Genomic DNA, 16,043 nt, shown 5'->3' with positions numbered 1-16,043 from the left:
CCGGACAGAACGGTCGCAAAATCGGTGATTTCACGACTGTTTTGTCCGGTACGACGGGGGTCAGGCGGAGCGCTCCTGGGTGTCCTCGAGGACGATCCGGCCGATCGTGTCGTACCGCTCCGGCGCGAAGCGCTTGGCCCACAGCGCGAACCCGAGGCCGGCCACGCCCACCGCGCCGACCACCCACGGCGACAGCTTGAAGACGATGTCGCTGGCCGCGGCGCCCGCCGCGAAGCCGGCGTTCTCGACCAGCAGCCAGATCACGTAGACCATGCCGATGCCGCCGATCAGCGGCGCCACGAGGGTCCGGAACCAGTTGGCCGTCTCGGGGTGCTTGCCCTGGACGTGGAAGTAGGCGATGCACGCGAACGCCGCGAGCGCCTGGACGATCATGATCGCCGTGGTCCCCATGATCGCCATCAGCGCGTAGAGCTGGCCGTAGGGGTCACGGTCGGTGACGAAGAAGAGCAGCACGATCACGGTCGCGACTGTGGTCTGCACGAACCCGGCGATGTACGGCGAGCCGTGCCGCGGGTGCGAGGCGCCGAGCGTCCTGCCGAAGCCGGGCACGAGATCCTCGCGGCCGATCGCGTAGATGTAGCGCGACGCGCAGTTGTGGAAGGCCATGCCGCAGGCGTAGGAGCCGCTCATCAGCAGGAACTCGAACAGCACGACCGCGCCGTGGCCGAGGTGCTGCTCGACCGGGCCGAAGAAGATCTGGCCGGCGGTGGCGCTGTCCTGGGCGAGGGCCACAGCGTTGTCCGGACCGGTGCCGACGATGGCCGACCACGACACGATGACGTAGAAGAGCCCGATGCCGAGCACGGAGAGCATGGTCGCCAGCGGGATGATCTTCTTGGGGTTGCGCGACTCCTCGCCGTACATCGCGGTCGACTCGAAGCCGACCCACGACCAGAAGGCGAAGAACAGGCCGATGCCGGCCGAGCCGGCCACGACGAGCGTGGCGCCCGTGTCGGGGCTGGTGACGCTGCCGTCGAGGCCCTGGAAGGCGTTGAGCGGGTTGAGCGAGCCGAGCGACCAGCCGTCGGGCCCCCCGCCGGAGGCGAGGATCGAGACGGTCATCGCGCCGAGCATGACGATCTCGGTGACGAGGAAGACCCCGAGCACGACCGCGGTCAGGTTGATGTCGAAGTAGGTCAGTGCCGTGTTCACGCCCAGCATCAGCAGCGCGTACCAGATCCAGGAGATGTCGAGGCCGGTGTGCGTGGCGAAGAAGCCGGCCGCGAAGAACGAGAAGATCCCGACCAGGGCGGCCTCGAACACGACGTACGCGAGGGTGGTCAGGGCCCCGGCGCCCATCCCGACCACGCGGCCCAGTCCGTGCGAGATGAAGCCGTAGAAGGCTCCCGTCGACGTGATGTGCTTGGCCATCGCCGAGTAGCCGAGCGCGAACAGCCCGAGCACGATCGTGGCGACGAGGTAGCCGGCGGGGGCGTTCGCCCCGCTGCCGAAGCCGATCGCGATGGGCACGTTGCCGACCATCGCGGTGATCGGCGCGGCGGTCGCGACCGCCATGAACATGACGCCGACCAGACCGACCGCGTTCGGCTTGAGGCGTTGGACCCCTGTGTCGGTCTCCGGTACTGCGCGCGTCTCCTCTGCAGACATGCGGACTCTCTCTCCCGTGCCCGAGGGGCACGTCCGGGTTGTGTGCTGGCTCACACCAGGCCCCGCATGCTGGCACTACCGAACAGACCAAATCAAGGTTTTGGGTCAGACAATTTTCTCAACTTTCAACCATTGACTTTTTCGGTCTGACCAAACAGGATCTTCGACACCAAGGCTTCCGGTGCCGCCACGGAGCGGCCACCGACACGTAGGGATGGCGATGCACGACTACGACGCGTTCAGCTTCGACTCGAAGGCAGAGATGCTCGAGAAGTCGGCGCACTACTGGAACCCCGACAAGACCAGGTTCTGGTCGGACAGCGGGATCGACCTGGTGATCGACCGGCGCGAGGGCTACCTGCTCTGGGACATGGACGGGCGCCGGCTGATCGACGTCCACCTCAACGGCGGCACCTACAACCTCGGGCACCGCAACCCGGAGGTGGTCGCCGCGGTGAAGAAGGCGATGGACCGCTTCGACGTCGGCAATCACCACTTCCCCTCGCTCGGACGGACCGCACTCGCGGAGGCGCTCGTCGAGTCGGCGCCGGCCGGCCTGACCAAGGTCGCCTACGCCTCCGGCGGCGGCGAGGCGATCGACATCGCGCTCAAGAGCGCGCGGCACGCCATGCAGAAGCGCAAGATCGTCTCGATCGTGAAGGCGTACCACGGGCACACCGGGCTGGCCGTCGCGACCGGCGACGACCGGTTCGCCAAGCTCTTCCTGGCCGACCGGCCCGAGGAGTTCCCCCAGGTCCCCTTCAACGACCTCGACGCCATGGAGCAGGCGCTGCGCGGTCGCGACGTCGCCGCCGTGATCATGGAGACGATCCCCGCGACCTACGGCTTCCCCCTGCCCGACCCCGGCTATCTCGAAGCGGTCAAAGCGCTCTGCGAGCGGTACGACGCGCTCTACATCGCCGACGAGGTGCAGACCGGCCTGATGCGCACCGGCGAGCTCTGGGGCATCACCAAGCACGGCATCGAACCGGACATCCTGGTCAGCGGCAAGGGCCTGTCCGGCGGCATCTACCCGATCGCCGCCGTGCTGCTCAGCGAGCGCGCCGGCGCCTGGCTGCACGAGGACGGCTTCGGCCACATCTCCACGTTCGGCGGCGCCGAGCTCGGCTGCGTCGCCGCGCTCACCACGCTCGAGATCACCCAGCGCCCCGAGGTCCGCTCGATGGTCCACTACATCGCCGACCGGGTCGGCACCGGGCTGCGGGAGGTCCAGGCCCAGTACCCCGACTGGTTCGTCGGGATCCGGCAGAACGGCGTCGTGCTCGGCCTGGAGTTCGCTCACCCGGAGGGCGCGAAGTACGTCATGCGCCAGCTCTACGAGCTCGGCGTCTGGGCGATCTTCTCCACGCTCGACCCGCGGGTCCTGCAGTACAAGCCGGGGATCCTGATGACGCCCGATCTCGTCGAGGAGCTCCTCGACCGCACCGCGCTGGCCATCGGCCGCGCGGCCGCCGACCCCGCACTCTCGCGCCGGAGGGCCAGCTGATGTCCGACCAGCCCCAGACCGTCACCGCGCCCGGCGCGGCCGGGCACCTCCTCGAGCGCGCCCGCTGGGCGGCCCGCGCCTACGCGTCGTACTCGGCGAGCGACGTCGAGCGGATCGTGCGCGCCGTCGCCGACGTCGCGCACGCCCATGCCGAGAAGTACGCCGAGTGGGCCGTGCGCGAGACCGGCTTCGGCGTGGTCGAGCACAAGGTCCGCAAGAACCAGGCCTGCTCGCGCGGCATCGTCGACGCCTACGCCGGCGACGACTTCGTGACGCCACGGGTGCGCATCGACGACAAGATCGTCGAGGTGCCGCGCCCGGCCGGCGTGGTGCTCGCCCTGACGCCCTCGACGAACCCGGTCGCCACCGTCTTCTTCAAGGTGATCCTGGCGCTGTTGACCCGCAACGCCGTGGTCGTCAGCCCGCACCCGATGGCGAAGGAGTGCTGCCACGACGCGGCCCGGCTGCTGGCCCGGGCCGCGGTCGAGGCGGGCGCCCCCGACGGCATCGTGCAGAGCATCGCCGAGCCGACGATCCCCCTGGTCGAGGCGCTGATGGGCGACGCCCGCACCAACGTCATCCTCGCCACGGGCGGCACCGGCGTGGTCCGCGCGGCCTACAGCTCGGGCAACCCGGCGATCGGCGTCGGGCCCGGCAACGTGCCGGTCCTCGTCGACGCGACGGCCGACGTGCGGGCCGCCGCCCGGCGGATCGTCGAGAGCAAGGCTTTCGACAACTCGGTGCTCTGCACCAACGAGTCGGTGCTCATCGCCGAGGAGGCGGTCGCCGACCAGCTCGTGCGCGAGATGGAGCGGGCCGGCGCGGCCATGCTCAGCGCGGACGACGCACAGCGACTGCGCGACTCCATGTTCCCCCAGGGCCGGCTCGACGTGGACGTCGTCGGCAAGGACGCCGCGTGGATCGCGCAGCGGGCCGGGATCCGGGTCGGGCCGCGCACGAAGGTGCTCGTCGCGCCCTTCGACACCGCCGTGCCCGAGGAGCCGCTCACCCACGAGAAGCTCTCGCCGGTGCTCGGGCTGATCCGCGTCCCCGACGCGAGCACCGGCATCGCGACCGCGCGGGCGATCATCCGGATCGCCGGCGCCGGGCACAGCGCGGCGATCCACTCCGCCGACCCCGGCACCGTGATGCGGTACGCCGCCGAGGTGCCCGTGCTGCGGGTCTCGGTCAACGTCGGCAACAGCACCGGCGGATCGGGGCTCGACACGAACCTGGCCCCGACCATGACGATCGGCACCGGCTTCGTCGGGCGCAGCGCGCTCGGCGAGAACCTCCAGCCGAAGCACCTCGTGAACTGGACCCGGATCGCCTACAACAGCGACCCCGCCGAGGCGATGCCGGCGTACGCCGGACTGAGCCCGTGGCCCGACCACCACGCGCCGGTGCCGGCGTACCCGGTGCCGTCGAACGACGAGCGCGCGCCCCGGTCGCACACACCCGCGCACGTCGACGCACTCGTCGACCGGATCGGTGCCCGCGCCGGTGCCGGCGGCGTGAGCGCCGGCGACGCCGCCTTCCGTGAGCAGGTACGACGCCTCGTCGTCGAAGAGCTCTCCCACCTCATCAAGGGCTGACCCATGGCTGAACTGCGTTCCTTCATCTTCATCGACCGGCTCCAGCCGCAGACCCTGTGCTACCTCGGCACCTGGATCAAGGGCACCCTGCCGCGCGCCCACATGGCGGCCCAGATCATCGAGGTCGCGCCCGGCATCGACATCGAGCCGATCACCGACGTGGCGCTCAAGCACGCCGAGGTGGCCGCCGGTGTCCTCGTCGTCGAGCGGCAGTTCGGCTACCTGGAGTTCCACGGCGAGACCGGGTCGGTCAAGGCCGCCGCCGAGGGGGTGCTCGACGCGCTCGGCGCGGACGCCGGCAGCGCGGTGCGCCCGCAGATCCTGGCCAGCAAGATCATCAGCTCGATCGACCACCAGCACGCCTTCCTCATCAACCGCAACAAGATCGGGTCGATGGTGCTGCCGGGCGAGTCGATGTACGTGCTCGAGGTCCAGCCCGCGTCGTACGCGATCGTGGCGACCAACGAGGCCGAGAAGGCCGCCGACATCAAGGTCGTCGACTACCGGATGATCGGCGCGACCGGCCGGGTCTACCTGTCCGGCAAGGAGGCCGACGTCCGGCAGGCGGCAGAGGCGGCTGAGGACGCCCTGCGAGGGCTCACGTGACCTCGCCCCCCGACCTGCGGACGCTGATCGCGGAGGTGGTCCGCGAGGTCGTCGCCGACCTCGCGGGACCGGCGCCGGCCGCCGCCGCGCCCCCGGCCCCCGTCACCGCGACGCCGGCACCTCCCGCCGGCGTCGCGGGCGCCGAGCACGTGACGCCGCCGCAGCTGCGCGAGCGCGTCGAGGCGGTCCGGATCGCCGACGACGCCGACCTCGACCGGTTCGCCCGGCAGCTGCTCGCCCTGTTCGAGAACCCCAAGAACCGCCAGGACCTGCGGGCCGGGCGACTCCGCTTCCGGCTCGAGGGCGGGACGACGTCCGCCGTGCCGCAGACCCGGCCGGTGCAGCGGATCGACTCCGGCGCGGTCACCGAGCGCCAGGTCAAGGCGGCCGCCGAGGCGGGCCGCCGGCTGGTCCTCGGCCGCCGCGCCGTGCTGACTCCCCTGGCGCGCGAGAGGGCTCGCGCGCTGGGGGTTCCCATCGAGAAGGAGCGCTGATGCTGAGAGCAGTCGTGACCGGAAGCGTCTGGTCCACCAAGAGGATCGACGGCCTGCCCAACGGCGCCTTCCTGGAGGTCGAGGTCGGCACCGAGGGCGACGGCAGCGGCACCCGCCTGGTCGCCTTCGACGTCCTGGGCAGCGGGCTCGGTGAGCACGTCCTGGTCGCCCAGGGCTCGGTCGCCGCCGCCTGGTTCCCCGGTACTCCCCCACCCGTCGACGCGCTGATCATCGGCTCCGTCGACGGTCCACCCCCCGGCGCCTAGCGCCCCACCGATGTCGGGCGCCGCGAGCGCCCGTCAACCACCCACCGCACCCAAGGAGCAGCACATGTCCAGCACCGCCATCGGCATGATCGAGACCAAGGGCTTCGTCGCCGCGCTCGCCGCCGCGGACGCCATGGTCAAGGCCGCGAACGTCACCATCACCGACCGCCAGGAGGTCGGCGACGGGCTCGTCGCCGTCGTCATCAGCGGCGAGGTCGGCGCGGTCAAGGCCGCCACCGAGGCGGGCGCCGAGACGGCCTCGCAGGTCGGCGAGCTCGTCAGCGTCCACGTCATCCCCCGCCCGCACGCGGAGATCGGCAACCACTTCGACGTCAGCGCGAAGTAGCCCCACCGCCGCCGCCACGCCAGCATCCCGAGAAGAGGAGGTCCGATGACCGCCACCCACGCCCGCACGGAGCTGCGGGTCAACCTGATGGTCGAGGACCTGCAGCCGCAGTTCGCCGCCTACCTGGGCACGCCCACCCGGGCGCGCGGCTACCCGCCGTACGCCGGGGACCACGCGCTCATCATCGAGGTCGCCCCCGCGCTCGCCATCGAGCGCGTGATCGACCTGGCGCTGCGCGCGGTGCCGACGGTCGAGCCCGGCATCCTCTTCGTGGAGCGGCAGTTCGGCGTGCTCGAGCTGCACGCGTCGTCGCTGGCCGACGTCACCGCCGCCGGCCAGGCGGTGCTCGACGGCACCGGCAGCTCGGCCAGCGACCAGCTCCGCCCGCGGGTGCTCTACCACGACATCATCGAGCACATCACCGACCAGCACGCGGTGATCCTCAACCGCAACCGATCGGGGTCGATGCTGATGCCGGGACAGTCGCTCCTCGTCTACGAGATGACGCCTGCCCTGTTCGCGGCCGTCGCCGCCAACGAGGCGGAGCGCGCGGCGCCGGGCATCACCATGGTCGACGTGCAGTTCATCGGGGCGGCCGGGCGGCTCTACCTCGGCGGCACCACCGAGGACGTCGAGGTGGCCCGCGACCGGATCACCACGGTCCTGGAGTCGATCGAGGGACGGGAGCACTGATGGACACCGTCGCCGCGGCGCTCGACACCCGGATCGCCGAGCTGGCCCTGTCGTCGTACGGCTTCAGCCCGGCACGGACCCTCCGGATGATCAACCTGTCCGAGAACGCCACTTTCCTGGTCGAGGACCCGGACACCGGACGCAGCGCCATCCTGCGCGTGCACCGGGTGGGCTACCACTCCCGCACCGACATCGAGAGCGAGCTCGCCTGGCTCGCCGCGCTGCGCACGGAGTCCGAGGTCGCGACCTCCGCGGAGATCCCCAACGAGAGCGGCGAGCCGGTGACCACCGTGGTCGTCGACGGGCAGGAGCGACACTGCGTCCTGTTCGAGCTCGTGCCCGGCATCGAGCCCGACGACGTCGCCCTCGGCACGTCCGACTTCGAGACGCTCGGCACGATCACCGCGCGGATGCACGAGCACGCACGCTCCTGGACCCCGCCGGCCGGCTTCCACCGGTTCCGCTGGGACTGGGAGCACTCCCTCGGCGAGCAGCCCCGCTGGGGGCGATGGCAGGACGGCATCGGCGTCGGCCCGGCCGAGGAGGAGGCGCTGGGCGCTGCCGCCGCGATCGTGCGGGAGCGCCTCGCGTCGTACGGCGCGGGAGCGGATCGGTTCGGTCTGGTCCATGCCGACCTCCGGCTGGCGAACCTGCTCGTCGAGGGCGACCAGGTCACCGTCATCGACTTCGACGACTGCGGGATGTCGTGGTTCATGTACGACTTCGGCACCGCCGTGTCGTTCATCGAGCACGACCCGCGGCTGGCGCAGTGGCAGGACGCCTGGCTGCGCGGCTACCGCTCCGTGACGGCGCTCGCCCCCGAGCACGAGGCGATGCTGCCGACCTTCGTCATGCTGCGCCGGCTCCTGCTCGTGGCCTGGTTGGGCTCCCACGCCCACTCCCGCGAGTGCCAGGAGCTCGGCCCCGGCTACACCGCCGGCACCGTCGAGCTCGCCCACCGCTATGTGGCGTCCGACGGCGCCACCCTCGCCTGACACCGCCTGACACCGCCTGACACCGCCCGATCCCATCCGAACCGGAGGACCCATGTTCACCTCACTCGCTGGACGCTCCGTCGTCGTCACCGGCGGCAGCAAGGGCATCGGCCGCGGCATCGCCACGGTCTTCGCCCGGGCCGACGCCCGGGTGCTCGTCACCGGACGGGACGAGGCGGCGCTGGAGGCCGCGTGCGCGGAGATCGGCGGCGCGACGTCGTACGCCGTGACCGACGTGAGCTCACGCGAGGACTGCGACCGGATGGCCGCGACCGCCGTCGAGCGGCACGGCGGGATCGACGTGCTGTGCGCCAACGCCGGGATCTTCCCCGCGGCCCGGCTCGACGCGATGACGGCCGCGGACCTGCACACCGTCATGGCGACCAACCTCGACGGCACCGTCTTCGCCGTCCAGGCCTGCCTGGACGCGCTGACCGCCAGCGGCCGGGGCCGGATCGTGGTGACCTCCTCGATCACCGGGCCCTACACCGGCTACCCGGGCTGGTCGCACTACGGCGCCAGCAAGGCCGCCCAGCTCGGCTTCGTCCGCACGGCGGCGCTGGAGCTGGCGCCGCGCGGGATCACCATCAACGCGGTGCTGCCGGGCAATGTCGTCACCGAGGGCCTCGACGGGCTCGGTGAGGACTACTTGGCCGCGATGGCCGCCAGCGTCCCGCAGAAGCGGCTGGGCAGCGTGGCCGACATCGGCAACGCGGCGCTCTTCTTCGCCACCGAGGAGGCGGGGTACGTCACCGGCCAGAGCCTGGTCGTCGACGGTGGCCAGGTGCTTCCCGAGTCGCTCCAGGCGCTCGCGGAGATCTGAGCCGGTTCCGGGTCGAGCGCGCCGGGTCGGGTACCGTTTCGACCACCTGGTCAGACCAATCGGGTGGTTCGCCGGGAACAGCCGGAGAGGAGCGAGGCAATGGCCAACGAGCACGCCGTCGCGGAGACCCTGCGGCGCCGGATGCTGACCGACATCGGCGCCGGCACCCTCCCCCCGGGCGCCCGGCTGGGCAGCGAGCGCGAGCTCTCCGAGCACTACGGCGTCAGTCGGGCGACCCTGCGCCAGGTGCTCGCCGCGCTCGAGGAGGCCGGGCTGGTGCGCCGGGTCGCCGGGCGGGGCGGCGGCACGTTCATCAACCACGCGAAGGTCGAGCACGACCTGACCAAGGTGGTCGGCGTCCCCGCCTATCTCGCCCGACAGGGCTACTCCGCCGGCACCCGCGTCGTCGCCACCAAGATGGGCGTCGCCGACGCGGCCACCCGCCGTGCCCTCCAGCTCGGCGAGGGCGACCTCGTCGTCGACGTACGACGGCTGCGGCTCGCCGACGGGACGCCGTTCTCACTCGACCACGCCCGCCTGCCCGCCGACCGCTTCCCCGGGCTGCTCGAGCAGTCATTGGGGGGCTCGATCTACGAGCTGATCGAGCACCACTACGGCGTGGTCATCGCCGACGCCGAGGAGGTCGTCGAGATCGTGCACGCGACCGACGAGGAGGCGGCCCTGCTCGCCGTCGCCGTCGGCGACCCGTTGGTCTCGATCACCCGGACCACCTACGACACGACCGGGACGCCGTTCGAGTTCTCCCACGACCTGTTCCGGTCCGACCGGGTGCGGATCACCCTGCGTACGCCGGGCCGAGGTCTGCGCGGCGTCCCTGGTGGGGACACGCCGCACTTCGCGACCATCTCGTCGGTCCCCGCGAGCTGAGCGGGACGCGCGACGGCCCGGACGACATCGTCGTCCGGGCCGTCGGGGCGTTGCCGGGGTCTCAGATCGAGATCAGGACCTCGGCGACCGAGCCGGTCTGCGCCTGGACGACGCGGTCGACGGGGTCGGCCTTCGGCGCCAGCGTGCGCAGGGTCCACTGGCCGTCGCCGGCGAAGAACCGGAAGTGGCCGGTCGCGGAGGTCGGGACCTCCGCGGTGAACTCGCCGGTCTGGTCGAGCAGCCGGACGTAGGCGCTCGCCACGGGCGCCGCGTCCTCACCGCTGCCGCGGACGACCTGGCCCTGGATCACGGCCTCCTTCGCGACGTTGACGCCGTCGAGCGACAGGCCGCCGACCTTGGCGCCGCACATCAGGCGTCACCGGGCTCGTCGCCGAGCGCGATCGGAACGCCGACGAGGGAGCCGTACTCGGTCCACGACCCGTCGTAGTTCTTGACGTTCTTCTTGCCGAGCAGCTCCTGCAGGACGAACCAGGTGAGCGAGGAGCGCTCACCGATGCGGCACAGCGCGATGGTGTCCTTGGTCTCGTCGAAGCCGACCTCGGCGTACAGCGCCTGCAGGTCCTCGTCGGACTTGAAGGTGCCGTCGTCGTTGGCGTTCTTGCTCCACGGCACGTTGACCGACGTCGGGATGTGGCCGGCCCGCTGCGACTGCTCCTGCGGGAGGTGGGCCGGGGCGAGGAGGCGGCCGGCGTACTCGTCGGGGCTGCGGACGTCGACCAGGTTGTGGGTGCCGATCGCGGCGACGGCGTCGTCACGGAAGGCGCGGATGGAGCGGTCCTGCTCCTGGGCGGTGTACGACGTCGCGGCGCGCGTGGGCAGCTCGTCGGTCAGCTCGCGGCTGTCGAGCTCCCACTTCTTGCGGCCGCCGTCCATCAGCTTGACGTCCTGGTGGCCGTAGAGCTTGAAGTACCAGTAGGCGTAGGCGGCGAACCAGTTGTTGTTGCCGCCGTAGAGGATCACGGTGTCGTCGTTGGCGACGCCGCGCTCGGACAGCAGGGCCTCGAACTGCTCCTTGTTGACGAAGTCGCGGCGGACCTGGTCCTGCAGGTCGGTGGTCCAGTCGAGCTTGATGGCACCCTTGATGTGGCCCTTGTCGTAGGCCGTGGTGTCCTCGTCGACCTCGATGACGACGACCTTGTCGGTGTCGAGGTTGTCCTCGACCCACTGGGTGGAGACGAGTGAATTCTCGCGGCTCATGGTGATTCCTTCTGGTGGTAGCGATGGTGCGGTACGACGGACGGTGCTGCTGCACGCGCTCCTGACGGGCGACACGGCGAACGCACAGGACAGCGCCTGGGCGCACGAGCGCGCCACGGAGACGACGGGCGAGGTGGCGGAGAGCCGGAGTCCTCGGAGACCCTCAGGAAGGGAGACCCGTCAGCAGGGTCGACACAGCGCCGAGCTGACGCGGCAGTTGTCCACCGCGCGCCGCTTGGTCAGCAGCAGGGTCGTCGACATGGGAGAGAGCCTAGGCGGCTTTCCCGGATCCACGAACTCGGCGTTCCAAATATCGAGACGCATGCCCACATATTGAGATCATCTGTCGAGTCCCCCCGTTGAGTCGTCGGATCCGACCCGTTGAGTCGGCGGATCTGACCCGTTGAGTCGTCACGTCCTCGCGTCGAGTCGTCACTTCTGACACCGTCGCCGCGGCAACGGGCAGAAGTGACGACTCGACAGGTCAGATGTGACGACTCAACGCCACCTCACCGCTTGCGGACGGTGAACACCGCCTTGTCCTTGGCGTACGCCGCGCTGCCGGCGTACTTCGCCTTCACCTTCCAGGTGCCGGGCCGCAGGCGCACCCTGCAGGTCGCGACCCCGTCCTCGATCGTCGCCACGCACAGCCGGCGCCCGCCGCTCTTGAACACGACCCGGCCGGTGACGCCCGGCGCGACCTTGGCCTTGAGCTTGACCTTCGCGTCACCGACGAGGGACGCCTTGGCGGCCTTGGCCTTCAGTCGCGGGTCCGCCTGCGCCGCCGCGACCTTCAGGACGAAGGACCGCTGCGACTCCTGGTGGCTCTTGTCGCCGGCGTAGGACGCGACGACCACGTAGTCGCCCGGGGGCGGCAGCGTCTTGACGGTGCACGAGGCCGTGCCGTTCGCGGCCATCGCCTCGCAGAGCATCTCCTCGCCCTCGAGGAAGCGGACCAGGCCCGTGGCCGACGCGGGGCTGACCTGGGCGCTCAGCGTGGGCTGCTGGCCGAAGGCCACCGACACATTGCCCACCGTGACGGCCGTGGTGGCGCGGGCGTCGACCGGCTCCACCACCCGCACGACCCGGGAGACGATCGCCTGGTTGCCGTTCTTGTCCGCGACGACGTAGGTCAGCGGGTAGCTGCCGGCCTGGCCGGTGTCCACGTCGCCGACGACCTCCATCTGGGTGGTGAGGTCACCGTCGACGTCGTCGGTCGCCGTCACGCCGTCCTTGGCCACGAACCTGTCACCGACCGTCAGCGTGGTCTCGGCCGGCACCTCGATCGTCGGTGCCGTCACGTCCGTGCCGGCCGCGGTCGCCCGGAACACCGTGCCGAACTGCGGCAGCGAGCCGATCCGGTCGCCCGACGTCGTGCGGCTCTCCGCCGTCCAGGCGTAGACGACGCCCGCCGTCAGGTCCTTCCACTCGACGGTGGCGGGCCAGCCCGACCTCGCGGTCTGCACGCCGATCACCTCGGCGGTCGGGGTGACCACCGTGAGCCCGTCGGTCGAGAACGTCGTGGTGCGGCTGGACAGGTCCACCGGGAGCACCAGGTTGTCCTCGGCGCCGTTGTAGCGCTTGCGGTCGTCGTACTCGGTCGCGCCGAAGTTGTCGAAGTGCGGCGAGTAGGTGTCGATGCTCACCTCGGCCCGGTCGACGTCGAACTGGAGCAGCCGGAGCCAGCTGGCGCCGAACTGCAGCAGATCGGTCGCCTTGTGGTCCGTGACGCCGTCGCCGTCGAGGTCGATGTTGCCGCTGCTGTCGACCTTGTCCGGCCACAGCTCACGCGCGGACACCTTGTAGAACTGGTAGTCCGCGAGCAGCTCGACCACATCGTGCTGCACGGTCGCGCCCACACCGGTCTTCAGGTTGGTGCCGACGCCGTGCTCGTGGCCGGCCAGGATCAAGAAGACGTTCGGGTTCGCCGAGACGACCTCGTCGTACAGCTTCGAGCCGTCGCCGGAGAAGCTCGCGCCTCGGCCGTCCTTGGCGGTGGAGGGAGCGATGTAAGCGTGCGTCAGCAGGATGCCGTTGCGGTCGGGGTAGCGCTCGAAGACCGAGCTGGCCCAGTCCGCCTCCTCCTGGGTGACGCCGTAGGACAGGCCCACGGCGACGAAGTCCAGGCCGCCCGCGGAGAACAGGATGTAGTTGTTCTGGTTGTCCTGGCCCGGGGTGCTGACGTTGCCCTCGGAGTCGGTCGTCTCGTCCCAGGCGTGGTACGACGCCCCCGCGGGCCAGCCCTTCGAGACCTCGTAGTAGCGGTCGGGCCCGTAGTACCGGTTGAACCGCGACGTCGGACCGGTCTCGTTGCCCAGCTGGTTGTCGTGATTGCCCGCGATGACCTGGTTCGGAATGCCGGAGCCGTCCAACGTCTGCTGCGCGTCGGAGGTGAACTCGAACTCGCGGGTGACCTGCTCGTCGAGACCCGGGTAGAGCAGCCCGCCGCTGCCGTTGGTCGCCAGCGGGTTGTAGTAGTCGTTCTCGATGATGTCGCCCGTGTGCCCGGCCCACTTGATCTTGCGCGGACCGGCCTGCTCGGCGATCCACTCGGTGGTGGCGCGGTAGGCCCGGTCCCAGATGGCCCGCTCCGCCTCCTTCATCTGGTCCGAGGGCTCGACGTTGCCGTCCCAGTCGTCGTAGGTGCCGCCCGCGGCGCCCTCGGCGAGGTACTGGGTGTCGGTGAAGTGGGCCAGCGAGAAGTCGTAGTCCTCGGGGTCCTCGAACCGGTCCTTGGTCTGGGCCGCCGACTCGTCGCGCGGGGCGAGGTCGTCGGCGAACGGGTCGGTGCCGAGCACCAGCAGGTGCACGGTGCCCTGGTCGACCATCGCCGGGCGGACGACGGCGTTGAGGACGGTGTCCCCGTCGCGCACGCCGCGCGCCGTGGCGAGCTCGGCCCACCGCGACGTCTCGGTGCTCCAGGCGTGCAGGGTGACCGAGCGCTCCGGGTCGACGACGCCCTTCCAGACGACCTGCTGGCCGGCAACGGCCGCGCCGACCGCCACGTCGAAGCGCTGGAACGGGATGTCGCCGCTGGTGGCGCTGGCCTTCGCCTCGCCGTCGTCGGGGGTGAGCTCGCCCGCGATCGGCTGCTCGTCCTCGTGCACGAAGTCCAGGGTCGTCGGGACCTTCTTCACCACACCCTGCACACCGCCGTCGGCGACGGTCGCGGTCGCCTCACGGAAGGTCGTGGTGACCTCGCCGCCGTCGGGGCTGGTCGCGATCGCGGAGAGCTGGACGACGCCCTTGCCCTCCCCGGAGCCGGCGCCGCCGCCGGTCGGGATCGTGTCGGACTCGAACGGGATCGTGAAGGCGATCTCCTTGCCGAACACGTCGACGGCGGATGCCGTGAGGGTGTGCGGGCCGGCCTGCAGGCCGGGGCCGATCAGGTCGCCCTCGGCGACCGGCTTGCCGTCCAGCAGGTAGGTCCAACCGGCGGCGTTGTCCTCGTGGGCGATGTCGAGGTCGAGCTCGACGGGCGCGGAGAGGCTGTCCCCGGCGGCCGGCACCGAGGAGGTCAGGCTGACGCCGGCGTCCGGGTGCTCGCCGAAGGCGGCGATGTCGAGCGCCTTGATCTCGGTGTCGTTCAGCGCGCGGCTGTAGATACGGGCGTTCGCCAGCCTGGCCGGGGCGTAGAACTGCGCACCGCCGTTGGGCGAGGAGTCGGCACCGAGCGTCCAGGCCCGGGCCGTGGCGTTGGGCAGGGTCAGGGCACCGGTGGCGGGCGTCGTGGCGGCGAGCACGCCGTCGACGTACAGCCTGATCTCGGTGCCGGTCCACAGGCCGACGACGTGGTACCAGCGGTTGGCGCTGAAGGTGGCCCGGGCGGTCTTGTAGCCACCGCCGATGTGGGCCATCAGGCCGACCTTGTCCTCGTTGAGGTAGATCGAGAGGCCGCCGGCCTCCTTGCCGGAGCAGACCGCGGCCTCGGTGCTGCGCGGCAGCGTGCCCAGGTAGCGGAACGTGCACTCGAGCGTGACCGCGTTGCTGATCTCGCCCCAGTGCGGGGTGAGGGCGTAGCCGTAGGCGTCGTCGCCGTCGAAGGACGCGACGTCACGGCCGAGCGCGTTGTCGTGCGCGATGGTCGGGCTGCCGAAGGTCTTCACGGCGAGGTCGCGGACCCGGTCCTTCGGCGTACCGTCCGCGAAGTCGACGTCCAGGACGTCCGCCGCGGGGGTCGGCACCGCGGTGTCCCACTCCGCGGCGAGGGCCTTCACCTCGTCCGCGGTGACGGCGCGGGAGAAGACGCCGGAGGCCGCGAAGGTGCTCGGCGGAGCGGGCTGACCGATGCCGGTCGGACTGGCGTCGGCACCCACGATGAAACGCTGGGCCGCGGCCGCCGGAGCGGTCAGGGCACCGGCGGCCGCCGTGGTCTGGGCGAGCTGGCCGTTGACATAGAGCTTGATCTGGCTGCCGTCCCAGGTCGCGACAGCGTGGTACCACCGGTCGCCCTCGATCGGCGTCAGTGCGCTCTTGTAGCCGCCGCCGATGTGCCCCATGAAGCCGAGGTTGCCGCCGGTGACGTACATCGACAGACCGCCGGCCTCCTTGTCGGAGCACAGGTCCATCTCCCGGACCACCGGCATCGCGGTGTCCACCCGGAACACGCACTCGATGCTGGCGCCGGTCGTCAGCTTGGGCCACTGCTCCTCGAAGGCGAAGCCGACCGCGTCGTCGACGCCGTCCACGGTCATCACCGGGCCCTGCCGGACGTCGGTGCCGTACGTCGGGGTGCCGTAGGTGATCGGGGCCAGCGACTGGGCGGCGTCGGTGGGCACGCCGCCGGGGAAGCCGACGTCGAGGATGTCGGGGGTGGGTGCCGGTTCGGCGGTCGCCGAAGGGGTCTCGGGCAGCAGCGCCGGGGCTGCTGCGGGTGCGGCCTGGCTCGGCGTGGCCATCAGGCCGCCCGAGGCGACGGCCGCCGCGACCACCGAGGTGGCGAGCAGCCGGAGCCTGCGCATCGGTCGTGCGGGCACGACATGT

General features: G+C 71.0%; 15 protein-coding genes. 10 read left to right on the top strand and 5 right to left on the bottom strand.

Annotated features, from left to right (window positions below; translation table 11 throughout):
• Positions 1 to 60: 60 nt before the first annotated feature.
• Complete coding sequence (locus RB608_RS07130; protein ID WP_308087114.1) at positions 61 to 1,629, bottom strand: APC family permease; 1,569 nt, start codon at positions 1,627 to 1,629, stop codon at positions 61 to 63.
• A gap of 220 nt (positions 1,630 to 1,849) precedes the next feature.
• Here RB608_RS07130 and RB608_RS07125 point away from each other — a divergent pair, with 220 nt between their 5' ends.
• From RB608_RS07125 to RB608_RS07080, 10 genes are all read left to right on the top strand, one after another.
• Entirely contained in the window at positions 1,850 to 3,136 is a 1,287-nt protein-coding gene (locus RB608_RS07125; protein WP_308087113.1) for an aminotransferase class III-fold pyridoxal phosphate-dependent enzyme, read from the top strand.
• A complete protein-coding gene (locus RB608_RS07120) occupies positions 3,136 to 4,731 on the top strand; it encodes an aldehyde dehydrogenase family protein (RefSeq protein ID WP_308087112.1) in 1,596 nt (531 codons plus the stop codon). Before RB608_RS07125 ends, RB608_RS07120 begins: the two co-directional genes overlap by 1 nt.
• 3 nt (positions 4,732 to 4,734) lie before the next feature.
• Positions 4,735 to 5,337, top strand: coding sequence for a BMC domain-containing protein (locus RB608_RS07115; protein ID WP_282402966.1), 603 nt, complete (start codon positions 4,735 to 4,737; stop codon positions 5,335 to 5,337).
• Positions 5,334 to 5,831 carry a hypothetical protein gene (locus RB608_RS07110; RefSeq protein ID WP_308087111.1) on the top strand — a complete coding sequence of 166 codons (498 nt, stop codon included), beginning with the start codon at positions 5,334 to 5,336 and terminating at the stop codon, positions 5,829 to 5,831. Before RB608_RS07115 ends, RB608_RS07110 begins: the two co-directional genes overlap by 4 nt.
• On the top strand, positions 5,831 to 6,097 hold the full coding sequence (locus RB608_RS07105) for a EutN/CcmL family microcompartment protein (protein WP_308087110.1): 267 nt from the start codon (positions 5,831 to 5,833) through the stop codon (positions 6,095 to 6,097). Before RB608_RS07110 ends, RB608_RS07105 begins: the two co-directional genes overlap by 1 nt.
• A gap of 64 nt (positions 6,098 to 6,161) precedes the next feature.
• The gene (locus RB608_RS07100) at positions 6,162 to 6,443 is read left to right on the top strand and encodes a BMC domain-containing protein (protein WP_038681564.1); all 282 of its coding nucleotides are present in this window, start codon (positions 6,162 to 6,164) and stop codon (positions 6,441 to 6,443) included.
• Between the two features lie 45 nt (positions 6,444 to 6,488).
• Entirely contained in the window at positions 6,489 to 7,136 is a 648-nt protein-coding gene (locus RB608_RS07095; protein WP_308087109.1) for a microcompartment protein, read from the top strand.
• On the top strand, positions 7,136 to 8,131 hold the full coding sequence (locus RB608_RS07090) for a phosphotransferase (protein WP_308087108.1): 996 nt from the start codon (positions 7,136 to 7,138) through the stop codon (positions 8,129 to 8,131). The genes RB608_RS07095 and RB608_RS07090 overlap by 1 nt, the downstream gene beginning before the upstream one ends.
• A 52-nt stretch (positions 8,132 to 8,183) precedes the next feature.
• A complete protein-coding gene (gene fabG, locus RB608_RS07085) occupies positions 8,184 to 8,954 on the top strand; it encodes a 3-oxoacyl-ACP reductase FabG (protein ID WP_308087107.1) in 771 nt (256 codons plus the stop codon).
• A gap of 99 nt (positions 8,955 to 9,053) precedes the next feature.
• Positions 9,054 to 9,842 carry a GntR family transcriptional regulator gene (locus RB608_RS07080; RefSeq protein WP_308087106.1) on the top strand — a complete coding sequence of 263 codons (789 nt, stop codon included), beginning with the start codon at positions 9,054 to 9,056 and terminating at the stop codon, positions 9,840 to 9,842.
• 61 nt (positions 9,843 to 9,903) lie between these two features.
• Here RB608_RS07080 and RB608_RS07075 read toward each other — a convergent pair whose 3' ends face one another.
• The 4 genes from RB608_RS07075 to RB608_RS07065 form a co-directional block, all read right to left on the bottom strand.
• Positions 9,904 to 10,212: a DUF1416 domain-containing protein gene (locus RB608_RS07075; protein WP_308087105.1), complete on the bottom strand. Its 309-nt coding sequence runs from the start codon at positions 10,210 to 10,212 to the stop codon at positions 9,904 to 9,906.
• The gene (locus tag RB608_RS07070; RefSeq protein WP_308087104.1) at positions 10,212 to 11,060 is read right to left on the bottom strand and encodes a sulfurtransferase; all 849 of its coding nucleotides are present in this window, start codon (positions 11,058 to 11,060) and stop codon (positions 10,212 to 10,214) included. Before RB608_RS07070 ends, RB608_RS07075 begins: the two co-directional genes overlap by 1 nt.
• A gap of 180 nt (positions 11,061 to 11,240) precedes the next feature.
• A complete protein-coding gene (locus tag RB608_RS28270) occupies positions 11,241 to 11,321 on the bottom strand; it encodes a putative leader peptide (RefSeq protein WP_372449664.1) in 81 nt (26 codons plus the stop codon).
• A 248-nt stretch (positions 11,322 to 11,569) separates the two neighbouring features.
• A complete protein-coding gene (locus tag RB608_RS07065) occupies positions 11,570 to 16,036 on the bottom strand; it encodes a LamG-like jellyroll fold domain-containing protein (RefSeq protein WP_308087103.1) in 4,467 nt (1,488 codons plus the stop codon).
• Between the last annotated feature and the right edge of the window lie 7 nt (positions 16,037 to 16,043).

Origin of the sequence: Nocardioides sp. LHD-245 (assembly GCF_030929495.1) — a bacterium.
Lineage (GTDB): Bacteria > Actinomycetota > Actinomycetes > Propionibacteriales > Nocardioidaceae > Nocardioides.
This window is presented reverse-complemented; position numbering and strand designations above follow the sequence as displayed.

What these genes read in the sequence shown, in the direction of transcription:
- RB608_RS07130 (WP_308087114.1), bottom strand. Translation starts at nt 1,629, where the DNA reads ATGTCTGCAGAGGAGACGCGCGCAGTACCGGAGACCGACACAGGGGTC.
- RB608_RS07125 (WP_308087113.1), top strand. Translation starts at nt 1,850, where the DNA reads ATGCACGACTACGACGCGTTCAGCTTCGACTCGAAGGCAGAGATGCTC.
- RB608_RS07120 (WP_308087112.1), top strand. Translation starts at nt 3,136, where the DNA reads ATGTCCGACCAGCCCCAGACCGTCACCGCGCCCGGCGCGGCCGGGCAC.
- RB608_RS07115 (WP_282402966.1), top strand. Translation starts at nt 4,735, where the DNA reads ATGGCTGAACTGCGTTCCTTCATCTTCATCGACCGGCTCCAGCCGCAG.
- RB608_RS07105 (WP_308087110.1), top strand. Translation starts at nt 5,831, where the DNA reads ATGCTGAGAGCAGTCGTGACCGGAAGCGTCTGGTCCACCAAGAGGATC.
- RB608_RS07100 (WP_038681564.1), top strand. Translation starts at nt 6,162, where the DNA reads ATGTCCAGCACCGCCATCGGCATGATCGAGACCAAGGGCTTCGTCGCC.
- RB608_RS07095 (WP_308087109.1), top strand. Translation starts at nt 6,489, where the DNA reads ATGACCGCCACCCACGCCCGCACGGAGCTGCGGGTCAACCTGATGGTC.
- RB608_RS07090 (WP_308087108.1), top strand. Translation starts at nt 7,136, where the DNA reads ATGGACACCGTCGCCGCGGCGCTCGACACCCGGATCGCCGAGCTGGCC.
- fabG (WP_308087107.1), top strand. Translation starts at nt 8,184, where the DNA reads ATGTTCACCTCACTCGCTGGACGCTCCGTCGTCGTCACCGGCGGCAGC.
- RB608_RS07080 (WP_308087106.1), top strand. Translation starts at nt 9,054, where the DNA reads ATGGCCAACGAGCACGCCGTCGCGGAGACCCTGCGGCGCCGGATGCTG.
- RB608_RS07075 (WP_308087105.1), bottom strand. Translation starts at nt 10,212, where the DNA reads ATGTGCGGCGCCAAGGTCGGCGGCCTGTCGCTCGACGGCGTCAACGTC.
- RB608_RS07070 (WP_308087104.1), bottom strand. Translation starts at nt 11,060, where the DNA reads ATGAGCCGCGAGAATTCACTCGTCTCCACCCAGTGGGTCGAGGACAAC.
- RB608_RS28270 (WP_372449664.1), bottom strand. Translation starts at nt 11,321, where the DNA reads ATGTCGACGACCCTGCTGCTGACCAAGCGGCGCGCGGTGGACAACTGC.